This window comes from Mesorhizobium sp. NZP2077, from assembly GCF_013170805.1.
Lineage (GTDB): Bacteria > Pseudomonadota > Alphaproteobacteria > Rhizobiales > Rhizobiaceae > Mesorhizobium.
The window spans coordinates 6,090,506-6,104,832 of record NZ_CP051293.1; the positions used below are offsets into that span (position 1 = coordinate 6,090,506).

15 protein-coding genes and 1 pseudogene are annotated in these 14,327 nt (G+C 61.1%); 9 read left to right on the plus strand and 7 right to left on the minus strand.

The window, feature by feature from the left end:
- Nucleotides 1–212: 212 nt before the first annotated feature.
- The 4 genes from HGP13_RS30200 to speD form a co-directional block, all read right to left on the minus strand.
- Nucleotides 213–569, minus strand: coding sequence for a hypothetical protein (locus HGP13_RS30200; RefSeq protein WP_172232728.1), 357 nt, complete (start codon nt 567–569; stop codon nt 213–215).
- Nucleotides 570–653: 84 nt separating this feature from the next.
- Entirely contained in the window at nt 654–1,472 is an 819-nt protein-coding gene (locus tag HGP13_RS30205) for a hypothetical protein (protein ID WP_172232730.1), read from the minus strand.
- Complete coding sequence (locus HGP13_RS30210; RefSeq protein WP_172232732.1) at nt 1,472–2,560, minus strand: fused MFS/spermidine synthase; 1,089 nt, start codon at nt 2,558–2,560, stop codon at nt 1,472–1,474. The genes HGP13_RS30205 and HGP13_RS30210 overlap by 1 nt, the downstream gene beginning before the upstream one ends.
- A gap of 33 nt (nt 2,561–2,593) precedes the next feature.
- The gene (speD, locus tag HGP13_RS30215; protein ID WP_246707163.1) at nt 2,594–2,950 is read right to left on the minus strand and encodes an adenosylmethionine decarboxylase; all 357 of its coding nucleotides are present in this window, start codon (nt 2,948–2,950) and stop codon (nt 2,594–2,596) included.
- 732 nt (nt 2,951–3,682) lie between these two features.
- Here speD and HGP13_RS30220 point away from each other — a divergent pair.
- Both HGP13_RS30220 and HGP13_RS30225 read left to right on the plus strand, forming a co-directional pair.
- Entirely contained in the window at nt 3,683–4,363 is a 681-nt protein-coding gene (locus HGP13_RS30220) for a hypothetical protein (protein ID WP_172232733.1), read from the plus strand.
- A 790-nt stretch (nt 4,364–5,153) separates the two neighbouring features.
- On the plus strand, nt 5,154–6,221 hold the full coding sequence (locus HGP13_RS30225) for a cyclic nucleotide-gated potassium channel (RefSeq protein WP_172232735.1): 1,068 nt from the start codon (nt 5,154–5,156) through the stop codon (nt 6,219–6,221).
- Nucleotides 6,222–6,226: 5 nt separating this feature from the next.
- Here HGP13_RS30225 and HGP13_RS30230 read toward each other — a convergent pair.
- Nucleotides 6,227–6,761 (minus strand): annotated as a pseudogene (locus HGP13_RS30230) (integrase core domain-containing protein); the annotation flags it as partial.
- On the opposite strand from HGP13_RS30230, the gene HGP13_RS30235 reads away from it, so the two are divergent.
- Nucleotides 6,720–6,962, plus strand: a complete 243-nt coding sequence (locus HGP13_RS30235; protein ID WP_246707497.1) for a hypothetical protein — start codon at nt 6,720–6,722, stop codon at nt 6,960–6,962. The pseudogene HGP13_RS30230 and the gene HGP13_RS30235 sit on opposite strands and share 42 nt — an antisense overlap.
- Nucleotides 6,963–6,972: 10 nt before the next feature.
- Here the strand turns inward: HGP13_RS30235 and HGP13_RS37630 are convergent, their stop codons facing one another.
- Nucleotides 6,973–7,335: a hypothetical protein gene (locus HGP13_RS37630; protein WP_210267815.1), complete on the minus strand. Its 363-nt coding sequence runs from the start codon at nt 7,333–7,335 to the stop codon at nt 6,973–6,975.
- Nucleotides 7,336–8,071: 736 nt separating this feature from the next.
- Nucleotides 8,072–8,974, minus strand: a complete 903-nt coding sequence (locus HGP13_RS30250) for a GNAT family N-acetyltransferase (RefSeq protein WP_172234905.1) — start codon at nt 8,972–8,974, stop codon at nt 8,072–8,074.
- On the opposite strand from HGP13_RS30250, the gene HGP13_RS30255 reads away from it, so the two are divergent.
- The 6 genes from HGP13_RS30255 to HGP13_RS30280 all read left to right on the plus strand — a co-directional run bounded on the left by HGP13_RS30255 (nt 8,922) and on the right by HGP13_RS30280 (nt 14,313).
- Complete coding sequence (locus HGP13_RS30255; RefSeq protein WP_172219762.1) at nt 8,922–9,203, plus strand: hypothetical protein; 282 nt, start codon at nt 8,922–8,924, stop codon at nt 9,201–9,203. The genes HGP13_RS30250 and HGP13_RS30255 overlap by 53 nt on opposite strands.
- 8 nt (nt 9,204–9,211) lie before the next feature.
- Nucleotides 9,212–10,336, plus strand: coding sequence for an acetylornithine deacetylase (argE, locus tag HGP13_RS30260; protein ID WP_172232741.1), 1,125 nt, complete (start codon nt 9,212–9,214; stop codon nt 10,334–10,336).
- 11 nt (nt 10,337–10,347) lie between these two features.
- The gene (locus HGP13_RS30265) at nt 10,348–11,271 is read left to right on the plus strand and encodes a glyoxylate/hydroxypyruvate reductase A (RefSeq protein WP_172232743.1); all 924 of its coding nucleotides are present in this window, start codon (nt 10,348–10,350) and stop codon (nt 11,269–11,271) included.
- A gap of 23 nt (nt 11,272–11,294) precedes the next feature.
- Nucleotides 11,295–11,648, plus strand: coding sequence for a cupin domain-containing protein (locus tag HGP13_RS30270; protein ID WP_172234906.1), 354 nt, complete (start codon nt 11,295–11,297; stop codon nt 11,646–11,648).
- 147 nt (nt 11,649–11,795) lie between these two features.
- The gene (locus tag HGP13_RS30275; RefSeq protein WP_172232745.1) at nt 11,796–13,259 is read left to right on the plus strand and encodes an aldehyde dehydrogenase family protein; all 1,464 of its coding nucleotides are present in this window, start codon (nt 11,796–11,798) and stop codon (nt 13,257–13,259) included.
- Between the two features lie 10 nt (nt 13,260–13,269).
- Nucleotides 13,270–14,313, plus strand: a complete 1,044-nt coding sequence (locus HGP13_RS30280) for a tartrate dehydrogenase (RefSeq protein WP_172232747.1) — start codon at nt 13,270–13,272, stop codon at nt 14,311–14,313.
- The last annotated feature ends 14 nt before the right edge of the window (nt 14,314–14,327 follow it).

The window sequence follows — 14,327 nt, forward strand, 5'->3', positions numbered from 1 at the left end:
GTCGGCGTCGCCGATCACCTCCGCCGGAGCCTCGACATGCGCAACCGCGGCCTCACTCGCCGCCGTCGAACCGTCCATGCGCTTCGCTCGAAGCGGTGCCGTAGCAACGCGACGCTGCTGCGGATCTCCTGGAGGCACGGCTTTCTGACTCAATCTGACTCAAGCAAGACCAAACATCGGCCGCTTGCCTCCAGCGCCCTAGGCGCCGAACACTACGGTTTACGATTCGCAAGTGTCACGCGCGCCGCACTTCCGTCACTCAAAAAGACCAGCTGTTTTCCATCTGCAGACAAAGAGCCGCAATCGTCGTCCTCTTCGTCGTCATCATATGACAGACAAACCTCTCCTTTACTGTCTATCGTCCACTCTCCGGTATATTTGCCGTCTTCATCTTTCCCCAAAATGCTACCATTCGCCTTAAGCAATTCCACGTAGTCTACTCCGTCTTCCGATCCGCGTATCGTCGCGCCCTTTATCCTCTCTTTGACTGCAGACGAATCTTGCGCCATTGCTATGTTGCAACAAAACACGATACAGAGCGCTATGGTTACAGAAACAACTCTGGTCATTTTCTAACCTCCATTGCCGTTTAATTTGGTATTATCAAATAAAAGAGCGCCAAATCTCCACGTATTATTCCACAATTTTTCGTTTCAGAAGTGAAGATATTCCAAGAGAAGGACGACAAGCTCCGCAAGGATGGCTACAAGGATTGCTACTTCAACGCGGAGTTCCACAATAAAGCTCCGCTTCTCGATCATGCGATCATTGGCCCGCTCGTAAAGATCCTCACCAACCTCAGTCGCATCGTCGATGAGACGGAGGCGGCCCTCAAGATCGGCCAGCAGGACGAGTTCCAAAAACAGGCGGCGGCCGTTGGGGCCGAGGAATGAGGCCGGGCGCTGAAGCGCGATTTCACTGCGCGCGATCCATATCCGGGCAGTCTGAAACATCGCCGTCATTTTGTTGACGTGCGCTTGCCTTGCCAAATCGACAGAACGGACCTCATGGGTGAGGTCGACGTCGCCGGCGAGGATGGACCACGACGCTTCCAACGCAGCTTCTTGGTGATGAAATTCTCTGATCACAAAGGTGAACAGCGCGGCAGCCGCGAACCCTTCGTCCGCTTGGTCGGCGGGTGCGACAACCACACAGCGGCCATCTCGCCAGAGAACGCGAGTGCTACGACTGACCACTTCCAGATAGAGGTCGTCGGCACCACCGGCCTCTCTCACCCAGCTCTCTATCTGCTTTTGCAGATCATAGGGCGTGGCAGCGCCGGGCAACACGTGCACCGCAAGCAGCGCTTCCCGGTCGTCTAAGATAGTCGGATTAGCGGGAAGCCCAGGCAATTGCTGGCGGCCTACGCCCGTTACTGTCGGGTGCTGAAAACTGAACCAAGTATCGGTTGCCTCCGGAGATCCGCGGCGTATCATCCATACTGCCGCAGGCTGATCGGGCGCGTCCGACATTAGTCGCGCAAGGCCGGCAGTTGTTCACCGAACGGCTCTTCCTCCTCAATGTCGGGCGGCTCTATGAAGGGTTCCCCATCTTGAAGTATCGGGCCGGGCAGGTCGAGATAAAACTGCGTTTCTTTGCAATGACAGAAACACGCCTGGATGAACGAGCCCGTGGCGTGCTCGAGCCAATTTGGCCCAAGTCGCTTCATTATTTCTCGGTCGAGTGATTCGGCGCTGATGTCGCTGGGCGCAGTGGTATCGGAGGCGATGAGAAACCCCCAATTTCCCAAAAAAGAGGGGACGCAGACTTGATAGCTGTGGACCTCCGCAAAGACCGTGCGCAGCGTGCGTGCCAGGGCCGTGTGGGCCTTGTAGTCGACGAACGAAAACTCCAAGCCTTGAACGACGATGATCCCGCCCGGCCGAAGGCGAGCACGAGCCAGCTCATAAAACTGCCGAGTGTAAAGGCGTTGTGCTGGACCATCTTCGAGCATGTCGACAACGTCAACGATGATGACGTCGAAGAAATCCTCGGATGATTCTAGGAAAGCGCGCCCGTCCATGTAGAGCAATTCGGCGCGGGGATCGGCGAAAGCACCGCAATGCCATGTTGGCAGCATCTCGCGGCAAATCTCGACCACATCCCTGTCAAGATCAATCATAACCGCTCTGTGGACTGACCGGTGTGCAAGAACTTCACGCAAGGTTGCACCTTCTCCGCCTCCGACTATGAGCACATCTCGGGGCGACTGGTGCATCAAGAGTGCCGGTTGCGTCAGCATCTCATGATACAGCGCCTCGTCCTCCGCGGAACTTTGAATGGCACCGTCGAGAAAAAGAGCGCGGCCGAAGTTGTAGGTATCAGCGATCACAATGTCCTGGAACGGACTGCGGCTAGCATGCAAGATCGCTTTGACACGATAGTGATAGTTGTCGAACGGGTCCGCGTCTTCAACAACGAAGGCCCCTCCAGGGCCGACTTGGCGCGGATCATCGGGCTCAACATAGAAATGCCCGGGAGGTAGAGGCGGTAGCGGATAGGACCGGAGCGGTGGCTCCTTCGGAGGAAGTGCCGAATTTTTGTCGTCGGCTTGTTGCATCCTGGCCCTCGGTCATATTGCGGGAAACGGTCATCAGTCAGATGCGAGCGCAAGGGCCTCGCAGGAAGCAATACCACGCATTACTCGCGTAATGACCAGACGTGAAGGAAGCAGTGCGCTTGTTAAGGCAGGGAGACAGGCGAGCGGATCGCAAGCCCCACACATGAAGATGTCCAACGCCGCGTAGCTGCTCTCAGGCCAGGTGTGGATGGAGATATGACTTTCGGCGAGCAAGGCAAAAGCTGTCACACCGCCGTCAGGCGTGAATATGTGATGGTGCACTGCAAGCAAGTTTGCGTGGGCATCCTTGCTTGCCTGACGGAGCGCCTTGATGATCCGCCTTGAGTCCGTCAGGAAACGAGCGTTGTTCATCTCAAGAAGAAGGTGCACTCCCGGCAAACTCCCGGGTGTTCTAGACGGACTGCGCAAAGAACGCGGTTCTGGAACTGGAAGAGGAGGTTCATATACGCCATCCACTTCAACGTGCACTGAGTGACTTTCAGAGCCCTGATGTAAAACCACACCGCGACGTGCTGACAGCACCGACCAGCCCTTTCACCGCCCGAAAAACCCCGAATGGAATAAAGCGACGCAGATTTGGTGCAGTCAAGGGGGACACGCGTTGTCGTGGATAATATCGCCGTGCTGCACGGCCAGAGAACCGCGGTTGGCGAGCAGCATCACGTTCGCGCTCTTAGTCCTTCCTCCGGTCCTATCATAACGCGTGCAGTTCGAGGCTGTTCTTGCCCGCACGCATCCACGGTTCGGCAAAGAGTCCACATACAGGATTTTGAGGAGTCCGTCCCTGCGGGGGCAAACACTTGAAGAGCGTGTAGGCGTTCCACTCGACGTTTTCATCGTGACGTCAAGCATCCGCTCCAGTTGCCGCGGGCTGGTTGTCAAAAACATAACGACCAGCCCTTCATCAAACCCGTAAGTGGCTCGCCCTACACAGCACATACTTGCCGGTTGAAGCCGGATGCATGCATCGGCAAACGCCGGCGCAAATTGTCCTGGAGCTTGGCGGACGTTTTGGGCGATTTGTCTGTCCGGCCTGTCACACAACCGTAGCACGGCGACGGTAGCTAGCTGCCGTAAATGCAAGCCTTTCAAGGGGACACCATGCTTAGCGTCAAATCTGCCGTGCCATTCGGCATATGCCTGTTTCTGACAATGCCGGCCCTCGCGGCGGATATGGTCGAAGCGCCACCGCCAGCGGCTCCCACGTGGACATTAGGAATTGAAGGCAGTCCAGAGTTTTATGCGATCGACAACGGCAGCAATACTGCCCGGTCACTGGCCGACACCTACTTTAAATTCAGCGTTTCGCACACCTTTGAAAACAACTTTGTTGGCGGAGTGTCATTCCAGCCAACCTTCAAGACCGGCGGAAAGACGCAGTTCTACGGTGAAGCGACGCTTGGATACAAAATCAAGCTGACCGATACATTCACCCTGACTCCGAGTTTGGGCCTCGGCTACACTTGGCACGACACGGGCATCGTTAAAGGGTCGGACACAAACGCCCAGCTTCCGTACTACGCTCTGTACCTAGCCGGCGATCTGAAGTTGAACAAGCAGTGGACGTGGAACGCTTTCAATTTGCGTTATCGCAATGCGTTCAATGCCACCTGGGAAACACCGAAGGTGGCAACGGGCATTACCTACAATATAGACACATACAATGCGGTCTATGCCAGCTTCGGATATTCCTGGAAGAAGGCCGAGACGACCAAGGCTCCCTATGATGAGTTGGCCGCGGACAAATTCAACTTCGCGATCGGCTACAAACATTCCTTTTAGAACCCGGTCCTACCAGCGGCCCTAGTCTCCATCGACGAGACCGGACTGTCGACCAAGATGGCCCGCCTAGGCGTAGCGCGCCGGCGGGCAAACGCCACGCCGGCGTGCGCTTTTCGACCTGAGACCGGCGACTGCACGGCTGACGCCCGTGCGGCAAAACCCGCTCTCGCTGGCGCATTGCTGGCAACACAACCTATTAGAATCTATTAGAATTGGTAGAATTGGCCCGGTGTTGTCGACCTCATCCCGGAAGTTGACGGTCTTTGGTCGGTGCTTGCCGAGTGTCGCTTCGGCCAAGATGCGCTTTGCCTCTGTCCGCGCCTCAGGAGTGAGATCGTGGGGAAACGCCCAATGATGGTGCGTTCCCTGATCGGGCGATGGACTACTGCGAACATCTTGGTGCCCCCTGCGAAACACGAACGCCAGGGACCGACAAACTGTCGTCGGTATGCGTTTTCTGTCCGTTATCAGGGGTCAGAGCAAGAGCTGCTCGAAATCGTACGCGGCCTTTGGTCGTCGGTCCCGAGATCCGCACGCGTGCAATGGTTGGTTGTGCAGCAAAAGACAGGTCGGCCCGTTCAGTTTGAGCATATGACTGACTCCCGTCCGGATCGGCTGATTCTCGTCGGTTTGTGGCCTGTCCGTTCACGTCCGACGACGAAGCAATCCCCGACATCCGAGTTCACCGTTGGTGATGCACATCGCAGCGACAGTAAGCACCTTTACGGTTGCCTTGAAGGCATCCTATTTTGGAGGGTATAGCCGCTGGTGGGCGTAGCGTGGGCATAGAATGTCGGTACTGCCTTTCTTAAGAATTTACGCGCCGCTCAACGCGGTGCTGGCTGCGCCTGGGTTGCTGGCGGTGGCTGCGCTCACGATACCGGACCTGTCCGGACGAAGCAGACTGGCTCTGGCTGCCCTGATCGCTGTCATCTGGGGCGCCTATCTCCTGCAACTGGCCGCAACGCTGCTCAAGCGCCGGGCGGGCGACCTTCGGGACAGGACGCCCAAAATCGCCATCGATGTGCTCGCGGTCCTGGTTCCACTCGCCGCATTTCTGCTCGTCGGCACGCCCGACCGGGGCCTCTACTGTGCTGTCTGGCTGCTGAAACCGCTGCGCGACTCGACTTTCTTCCCGGTGCTGGGCAGGGTCCTGGCCAACGAAGCGCGCAATCTGATCGGCGTCACCACGCTTTTCGGCGTCGTTCTGTTCGCTGTCGCGCTCGCGGCCTATGTCATCGAGCGCGACATCCAACCGGAAAAGTTCGGCAGCATCCCCCAGGCAATGTGGTGGGCGGTGGTCACGCTTTCCACGACCGGTTATGGCGACACTATCCCGCAAAGCTTCGCCGGCCGCGTCCTTGCCGGGGCGGTCATGATGAGCGGCATCGGCATCTTCGGGCTCTGGGCCGGCATTCTTGCCACGGGCTTCTATCAAGAAGTCCGTCGCGAGGATTTCGTCCGCAATTGGCAATTGGTCGCCACCGTACCGTTGTTTCAGAAGCTCGGCCCGGCCGTGCTGGTAGAGATCGTGCGCGCCTTGAGAGCTCGCACGCTGCCTGCGGGCGCCGTGATCTGCCGCAGTGGCGAGCCCGGGGATCGGATGTTCTTCGTCGTCGAGGGGCGCGTCAGCGTCGCGACGCCGAGCCCCGTGGAGCTTGGCCCTGGCGCCTTCTTCGGCGAGATGGCGCTGATCACCGGGGAACGGCGTTCGGCGACCGTCAGCGCCGTAACCGAGGTCTCACTCCTGTCGCTGCACGCGGCGGATTTCCAGATGCTGTGCAGCAGCAGCCCGGAGATCGCGGAAGTCATCCGCAAGACCGCGCTCGAGCGGCGCGGCGCGGCGCCGAGGGCATGACCGTACTAGGTGTGGAGCCTCAACAGGTTGTCGTCGGTTAGATCGAGGCGACTGATAGGTGTTTTGGACTTTAGGCTGCCGTGAGGGCGATGCCAATTGTATCTGTGCAGCCAGACAGGCAGTTCGGCGGCACGGTGGTCTGAAGGCGGATAGGCGATGGCATAGGCCCATTCGCGCAGTGCTGTCTGAATGAAGCGCTCGGCCTTGCCATTGGTCTTGGGCGTATAGGGCCTTGTCGTGACGTGCTTGAGGCCGAGATCGCGGCAGGCGAAGGCATTCGATCTGTAGCAGGACGTTGTCGGTCATGACGCGGGCTATCGCGACGCCGAGGCTGGCGTAATAGGCAACCGCCGCCTTGAGGAAGGCGACGGCGCTTTCTTTCTTCTCGTCAGGCAGGATCTGCGAGAAGGCGATGCGGGAGGCGTCGTCGATGCAGACATGGACGAACTCCCAGCCGGCGCCACGCGACTTGCCTTTTTGCGGATCGCCGGTGATGCGATGGCCGAATTGGCTGAAGCGGCCGAGTTTCTTGATGTCGATCCGCGAACGGCTTTGGAAGCGTGTCCAGGAGCACGCCGGACAGGAGCACGCCGGGCGCGCCGCCAAAGGGGCATGAAGCGGCCGGCGACGCAGTGGGTGAAGCCAGGCATCATCGGCCGCGTGAAGCACCTCCGAGGTGAGGAGTATCTACATCATGCTTCGCTGCAGGATTTTCGCGAAATGAAGATGCGACGCGCCTAAAATAGCATGCTCAGTCCTGGAGCCGGAGGCCGCATGCCTGAAGCAATTCATCGAAGGTACCGGTCTGGCAAAGCGTTTTCTTGCCCTCATCCGCGACCCGGGTCAGGGCGACAGATCGGCCGGTGACTTCACGAACGACCTCGGCGATCTGGGTCCTGTCGAGGTGCTGGTAGCACAGGGTTGTCTTTTCAGAGGCGTCCATTGATAGCCGCTCGTGGCCAGGAGATTTCCTCCGCGCCGAAATACCCCGGTCCGCAGACACGACCTGAGGATAGCATTTCCAGAATAAGACTTGGCCATCGCCGTCCTCCCACAATGCGCAACCACCCGCGCCGCAGTCGAGAACCCAGTGTTCTGTTTCACATACCGACATTTTTCCGCTCCATATTGGGTTGCGGCAAGTCAACGATCCGAAAGCGAATCCGCTACATCTTACGAATGTGATCCGGCGCGAGGCGCTCTCCGACAATCCCTTGCCGTGCGGACACAATTGCTGCGTCAGCGTGATCTGATCGTGAATCGCCACCGAAGGATAGCACGCTGTAAGGTCAGGATGATTTGACCTGGAAGGCGACCAGTGGCAGCGAGAGCGTCCGCCAGGTTATCCCAGGAGCGCATTTTACCGAGGACGTAAAGGAGCGCGCGATGCCCCAGTATTGGCTGGAGCATGCCGAAGTTTGGCTGCAAGGATTCGAAGGCATGCCCATTCCTGGAACCAGCAAATCCGTCAACGATGGGATGGAAGCGACCTGCCGGAACCTAAGTTCTGGATCGAGCTTTAGGCTCAATGAGCACGCGTGGCATCAATTTCCTCGATCGATCGCTGGCCAACAACGTCCCCCAGACAACGAAGGCGCTGCCTCGACCCGCGCGATAGCCCCACTAATCCAGACCTGTTTTTCCGGACTGTAATCGTCCATGCGGGCCGGCGTCCTGCTAGCCACTCCATGCGCTCGGCTGAAAGCGCTTTAACACATGTGAAATTGGTGGGTTCGGAGGATGCGGCGTTCGACGGCGCGCCCAAGCCATCTCGAAAAGGACCGTCACCGCTCCAATTAGCGCATTTTTTCGTTGCGTGGACAGCCGCAACGCCCGCGTCCTGGAATGCACTATCCGAGAGTTTGACTGGCGAGTGCATAGGTCACCGGTGCAACTGCGGCGCCGACTGCAAAATCGGAGAGGCGTTTGCCCATCGACATGGTGAGCACCGTGTCGAAAACCGGCATTCCGCTGTGCGACAGAAAGGTGGCGAACTCACCATTGTCCATGTGGGTGTCGATCCGCAGAAAAGACCCGGAATGGTGCATCACGTGTGGTTGGACCACCGCCACCGCGTCCGCGTCGCTTTCCGCCACGACCGGCCCAACGACATGGCCCCGCCCGAACGGCCGGCAGAGCGCGAACGCGCTCAGCGTATCGCCCTTGAAAAGCCCATAGCCGGCCGAGTGTGCGAACAGCTTCTCGATGAGCGCCGCCCGCCTCACGCCAAATCCTGCCGCGTCGAGCGCGATCACGGCGGGAATATCATTTTCGACCAAACGCCGGACATCGCCCCTGTTATTTGCCGGCCCAGCGATCGTCTGCGCACGGGCGATGCCCTGGCATTGATAAACCGTCTTCTCCGGCTGGAAGTCGAGCGAGAGGTAGAGCCGCCTTGCCGCGCGCGTTGCGTTGAGGCGCAGATCGCGGCCGACGACCTTGTCGAAAACCCGCTTCATCAACCATTGCCCCGCCCCCAGCGTCTGCAACCTTGGCGAGGTGATGACCATGCCCACGGTTGCGAAATCAGTACCATGCGCGAACCACATGGCCGAACCGAGAACCCGGCCGATCTCATCGAGCGCCACCAACCCCTGTCCCGATTGGCGCACGAATTGCCAATCCTCGGCGCGATGCGGCCATCCCACCGAGAGCGAAAGCGCGTGCAAACGGTCGAGTTCGACGTCTTCGATGTCGCCAATGCGCATCGAGAAGGTATCGATTTTCAAGCTTCCGGACGGCTTCAATTCCATGCCCCTGCAAGATTTTCGCATCAGAGCGCCACCACTGATGGCCACCCGCTGCCCGCCAACGCTAAACGAGCAGACCGATACGATTTGCTCGAAAGCCGCGCAGCAACGCAAGATTCAACTGAAACATTTCAGCTTTCGGCATGCAATCGCGAAAGAACGCGCACATCCTCTTTGGAAATCTGGGAGCATATGGTCCGGCACCGATTCCGGCGAACCCGAAACGCTTTGAGGGCTGGAATGGACGTCTTCGACATCCTCGACCGTCTCGTCGCCTTTCCGTCGGTCGCAGGCAAGCCGAACGGCGATATCGCCGGCTGGATCGAGGCCTATCTCGCGGAACACGGAACCCGGGTCACCGTTCTTCCAGGGCCGGAAGGCGATCGTTCCAATCTGTTCGCCACGATCGGCCCCGCCAATGTCCCGGGCTACATCCTGTCCGGCCATATGGACGTTGTTCCCGCCAGCGAGCCGCAATGGCGTTCGAGCCCTTTTGCGCTGCGCAAGGAGGGCGAACGGCTCTACGGACGTGGCACCACGGACATGAAGGGGTTTCTGGCGGCGGCGCTCGCGGCCGTGCCCACACTGGCGGGACTGCACCTCGCCAGGCCAATCCACTTCGCCTTCTCCTATGACGAGGAGGTGGGATGCCGCGGCGTGCCGCATTTGATCGCCCGCCTTCCCGAACTTTGCGCCAAGCCGCTCGGCGTCATCGTCGGCGAGCCGAGCGGCATGCGCGCCGTGCGCGGCCACAAGGGCAAGGCGGCCGCCCGCGTGATTGTCAACGGGCGCTCCGGCCATTCCTCGCGGCCCGATCTCGGCCTCAACGCCATCCACGCCATGGCCGCTGCGCTGAGCGCGGCCGTCGACGAGGCCGAACGGCTGACGCACGGTCCGTTCGACCCTGCCTTCGAGCCGCCCTACTCCTCGCTGCAGGCGGGCGTGGTGGCGGGCGGACATCAGGTCAACATCATCCCCGACACCTGCACGCTGGACCTGGAGGCGCGCGCCATACCTGGCGTCGACCCGGCGAGCCTGCTGGCGCCTGTAAGGGCGCGGGCAGAGGCCCTTGCGGCCGATGGATTTCGCATCGAGTGGAGGCCGATGAGCGCCTATCCGGCGATGTCGCTGCCGCCGGACGCGCCGCTTGCGGGACTGCTGCACGCCTTGACTGGCGAAGCGCCGCTTGCCGCCGTCAGCTACGGTACGGAGGCCGGGCTTTACCAGGCCGCCGGGTTCGATGCGATCATCTGCGGCCCTGGCGACATCGATCGGGCCCACAAGCCGGATGAGTACATTCTCACCAGCGAACTCGCCGCCTGCCAGCGAATGATCGAGGCGCTGGGCGCGCGCTGCGCGGCTTGAAGGAAACCGGGATGACATTCCTGTTCAATTCCGATGCGCGGCGCGGGGCGGTCTTCGCCGATGCCTTCGCGAGAGAACTGCCGGACGTCCCCTTTACGATGGATACCGCAACGGTCGATCCCGACGCTGTGCGTTACCTGATCAGCTGGACCGTGCCGGATAACCTCGGCCGCTACAGGAACCTGGAAATCCTGTTTTCCATCGGCGCCGGCGTTGACCAGTTTCGCCTCGATGCGGTGCCTGCGAACGTGAAGATCGTGCGCATGATCGAGGGCGGTATCGTGCGCATGATGCAGGAATATGTGACGCTTGCCGTGCTCGCTCTCCACCGCAACCTGCCTGGATATCTGGCGCAGCAGCGCGCCGGCGAATGGGCCGATATCGAGCAGCCGCAGGCCGGGTCGCGCCGGCTCGGCGTGCTTGGCCTCGGACAGCTTGGCCAAGCCGTCCTCGACCGCCTGAAGCCTTTCGGCTTCCCGCTTGCAGGATGGAGCCGCTCGCCGCGGCAGATCGAGGGCGTGACCTGTCATCATGGCGAGCCCGGGCTGAACGAGATGCTCGCGGCCAGCGACATACTGATCTGCCTGCTGCCGCTAACCGAGGAGACGCGCGGGTTCCTCGATGCCGATCTTTTTGCGAAGCTGCCCAAGGGCGCGGCGCTCGTCCACACTGGCCGGGGGCCGCAGCTTGACCACGAAGCGCTTGTCGCCGCGCTCGACAGCGGCCATCTTTCTGCGGCGATGATCGACGTCACCGATCCCGAACCACTGCCAGCGGACCATCCGTTCTGGTCGCATCAAAAGATCATTCTGACCCCGCATGTCGCCAGCGTCACCCAGCCCGCCAGCGCCGCGCAGGCCGTTGTCGAAAACATCCGACGCCACCGCGCCGGTCTTGATCCCATCGGGCTCGTCGACCGGTCGCGCGGCTATTGAAGTCCAACATGAAAGGCCATCCCTTGTCCCTGCTCAAAACCGTCGATACCAGCCCCGCCTTCCAGCCGCGCGAATCCGGGGCGCTGCCCGAACGGCTGATTTCCGGCAACCCCGCCTTCAAGACCTGGGCGCAGGATGTCGCTAAGGACGACCTCGTCCATACCGGCGTCTGGGAGGCGACACCTGGGGAAACGCGCTCGATCAAGGGCGAGACGTTCGAGTTCTGCCACATCCTCTCGGGCGTGATCGAAATCACGCCCGACGGCGGCGAGCCGGTGACCTACCGCGCCGGCGACAGCTTCGTGATGAAACCTGGCTTCACCGGGATTTGGAAAACCATCGAAACGGTCCGCAAGATCTACGTAACCGTAGGGTGACGGGAGCGCGGAGGCGCCGGCCTCTGCAACAGATTTTGCCGTCTGTCATCGCCGGCACACAACAATCATCCGCGACCGATCGTCGAACGGTGCATGCTGCGCCAAAGCCCGCGCTAGGCTCCTGCAGAATATTCAAGAGTGGGTGCCATGGGCCTGAGCTTCGACCCCGATACCGTCTCCGTTCCCGTCGGCCACTTCATCGGCGGGGAGCTGATCGCGGCCGAGGGTGCGATCGAGATGCGCCGACCGTCGGACGGCAAGGCATATGCCGCCTGCCCCGTGGCTGGTGTCGATATGGTCGACCGTGCCGTGGAAAGCGCCAAGGCGGCGCTGAAGGCCAGCAACTGGGGCGGTGTTCGGCCGCGCGAGCGCACAAGGGCACTCCAGGCCTGGGCCGACCTGATCGAAGCGGGGGCCGAAACGCTGGCCAGGATCGAGGCGCTGTCCTCCACCCGGCCAGTCGGCCAGCTCGTTGCCGGCGACATCGCCGTCACCGCCGAGCAGATCCGCTTCTTTGCCGAATTCGCCGACAAGGAAGGCAGCGAGCTCGTGCCGACCGACGACGCCACTCTCGGCATGATCATGAGCGAGCCCTACGGTGTGGCCGGCGCGATCACGCCCTGGAATTTTCCGATCTCGATGGCCGGATGGAAGCTCGGCCCGGCATTGGCCGCTGGCAATGCGGTGGTGCTGAAGCCGTCGGAAATGACGCCCTTTTCGGCAGTCTATATGGCGCAACTCGCCGTCAAAGCGGGCCTGCCGGCAGGGCTCATAAACGTGGTGCTGGGAGACGGTCCGACGACTGGCCCGGCACTGACCGGCCACCCCGAGATCGCCAAGGTCAGCTTCACCGGCTCAACCCGCGCCGGTTCGGCCATCATGGAGAATATCGCCCGCACCGGCGTCAAGCCGATGACGCTGGAACTTGGCGGCAAGAGCCCGCAGATCGTCTTTGCTGATGCCGATCTGGACAAGGCGGCGACCGCAATCGCTGGCAGCGTCACCTTCAATGCCGGCCAGGCTTGCGTCGCAGGCACGCGCCTGATCGTCGAAAAGAGCGTGGCCGACAGGCTGACGGCCGCTATCCTGCAACGAATGAAGATGGTGCGGCCGGGCCCGACCTGGGACGAGGCGACGCAATATTCGCCAATCATCTCAGAGCGGCAGCGGGCGCGTGTCGACAGCATCGTGCGGGCCGCGATCGACGCCGGCGGCAAATGCCTGACTGGCGGCGGCGTCATGGACAGCCCCGGCTATTTCTACGAGCCGACGCTGATCGCCGATGTCGACCAGGCCAATCCGGCGATCGTCGAGGAAATCTTCGGCCCGGTCCTGACCGTCCAGACCTTCGAGACAGAGGAAGAGGCGCTGGCGCTGTCCACCCATCCAACCTACGGGCTGGCGTCCGGCCTGTTCACCACCGACCTGTCCCGCACCATACGCTTCGCGCGCAAGCTCGAAGCGGGCACTGTCTGGGTCAACCGCTACAGCCGCTCGCGCGACCATATCCTGCCGACCGGCGGCTACAAGCGCTCCGGCATCGGCAAGGATCTCGGCCGCGAGGCCTATCTCGCCAACCGCAGGACCAAGAGCGTCCTGATCAGCCTCTAGAGAGATGCCGATGAAATCCTATTCGATCGCCCTGATCCCAGGTGACGGCATCGGCAGCGATGTGACCGCCGCCGCCTGGACGGTGCTGGAGACCGCAGCCAAACATGCCGGCTTTGCCTTGACCGGAACCCAGTTCCCCTGGTCCTGCAAATTCTACAAGGATACCGGTCGTATGATGCCCGAGGACGGCATCGAGACCTTGCGCGACTTCGATGCCATCCTTCTCGGCGCGGTCGGCTGGCCGGCCGAGGTGCCGGATTCCGTTTCGCTGCACGGGCTGCTGCTGCCGATCCGCAAGGCGTTTGTGCAATATGCCAACATCCGGCCGCACCGCCTGCTGCCGGGCGTGACAGGCCCGCTGCGGGCGGAAGGTTTCGACATATTGTGCATCCGCGAGAACACCGAAGGCGAATATTCCGGCGCCGGCGGGCGCGTGCATCAAGGCACGCTGGACGAGGTCGCTGTCGAGACCTCGATCTTCACCCGCGCCGGCGTCGAGCGCATCCTGCGCTTCGGCTTCGAGCAGGCGCGGTTGCGGCGCGGTAAGCTCGCCTCCGTCACCAAGTCCAACGCGCAGAAATACTCGATGGTGTTCTGGGACGAGATCGCGCGAAAGCTGGCGGCGGATTATCCGGACGTTGAAGTGACCAGCTATCATGTCGATGCACTCGCGGCGCGCATGATCATGGCGCCCGAGAGCCTCGACGTGGTCGTCGCCTCCAACCTGTTCGGCGATATCCTCACTGACATCGGCGCGGCGATCCAGGGTGGTCTCGGTTACGCCGCCTCAGCCAACATCAATCCCGGCCGCTCGGCGCCATCCATGTTCGAGCCGGTGCACGGCTCGGCGCCCGACATCGCGCATCTGGGCATCGCCAATCCAATCGCCGCCATCTGGTCCGGCGCCATGATGCTCGAACATCTCGGCGAAAAGGCTGCGGCCGACCGCGTTATGCAGGCGGTCGAAGCCACCACCGCCAGCGGCATAGGCACCATTGCCGGCAAGGACCGGACGGAGGCCATCACCGCCGCAATCGTTGCGGCGCTCACCTGATTGCAAGGTCGTTT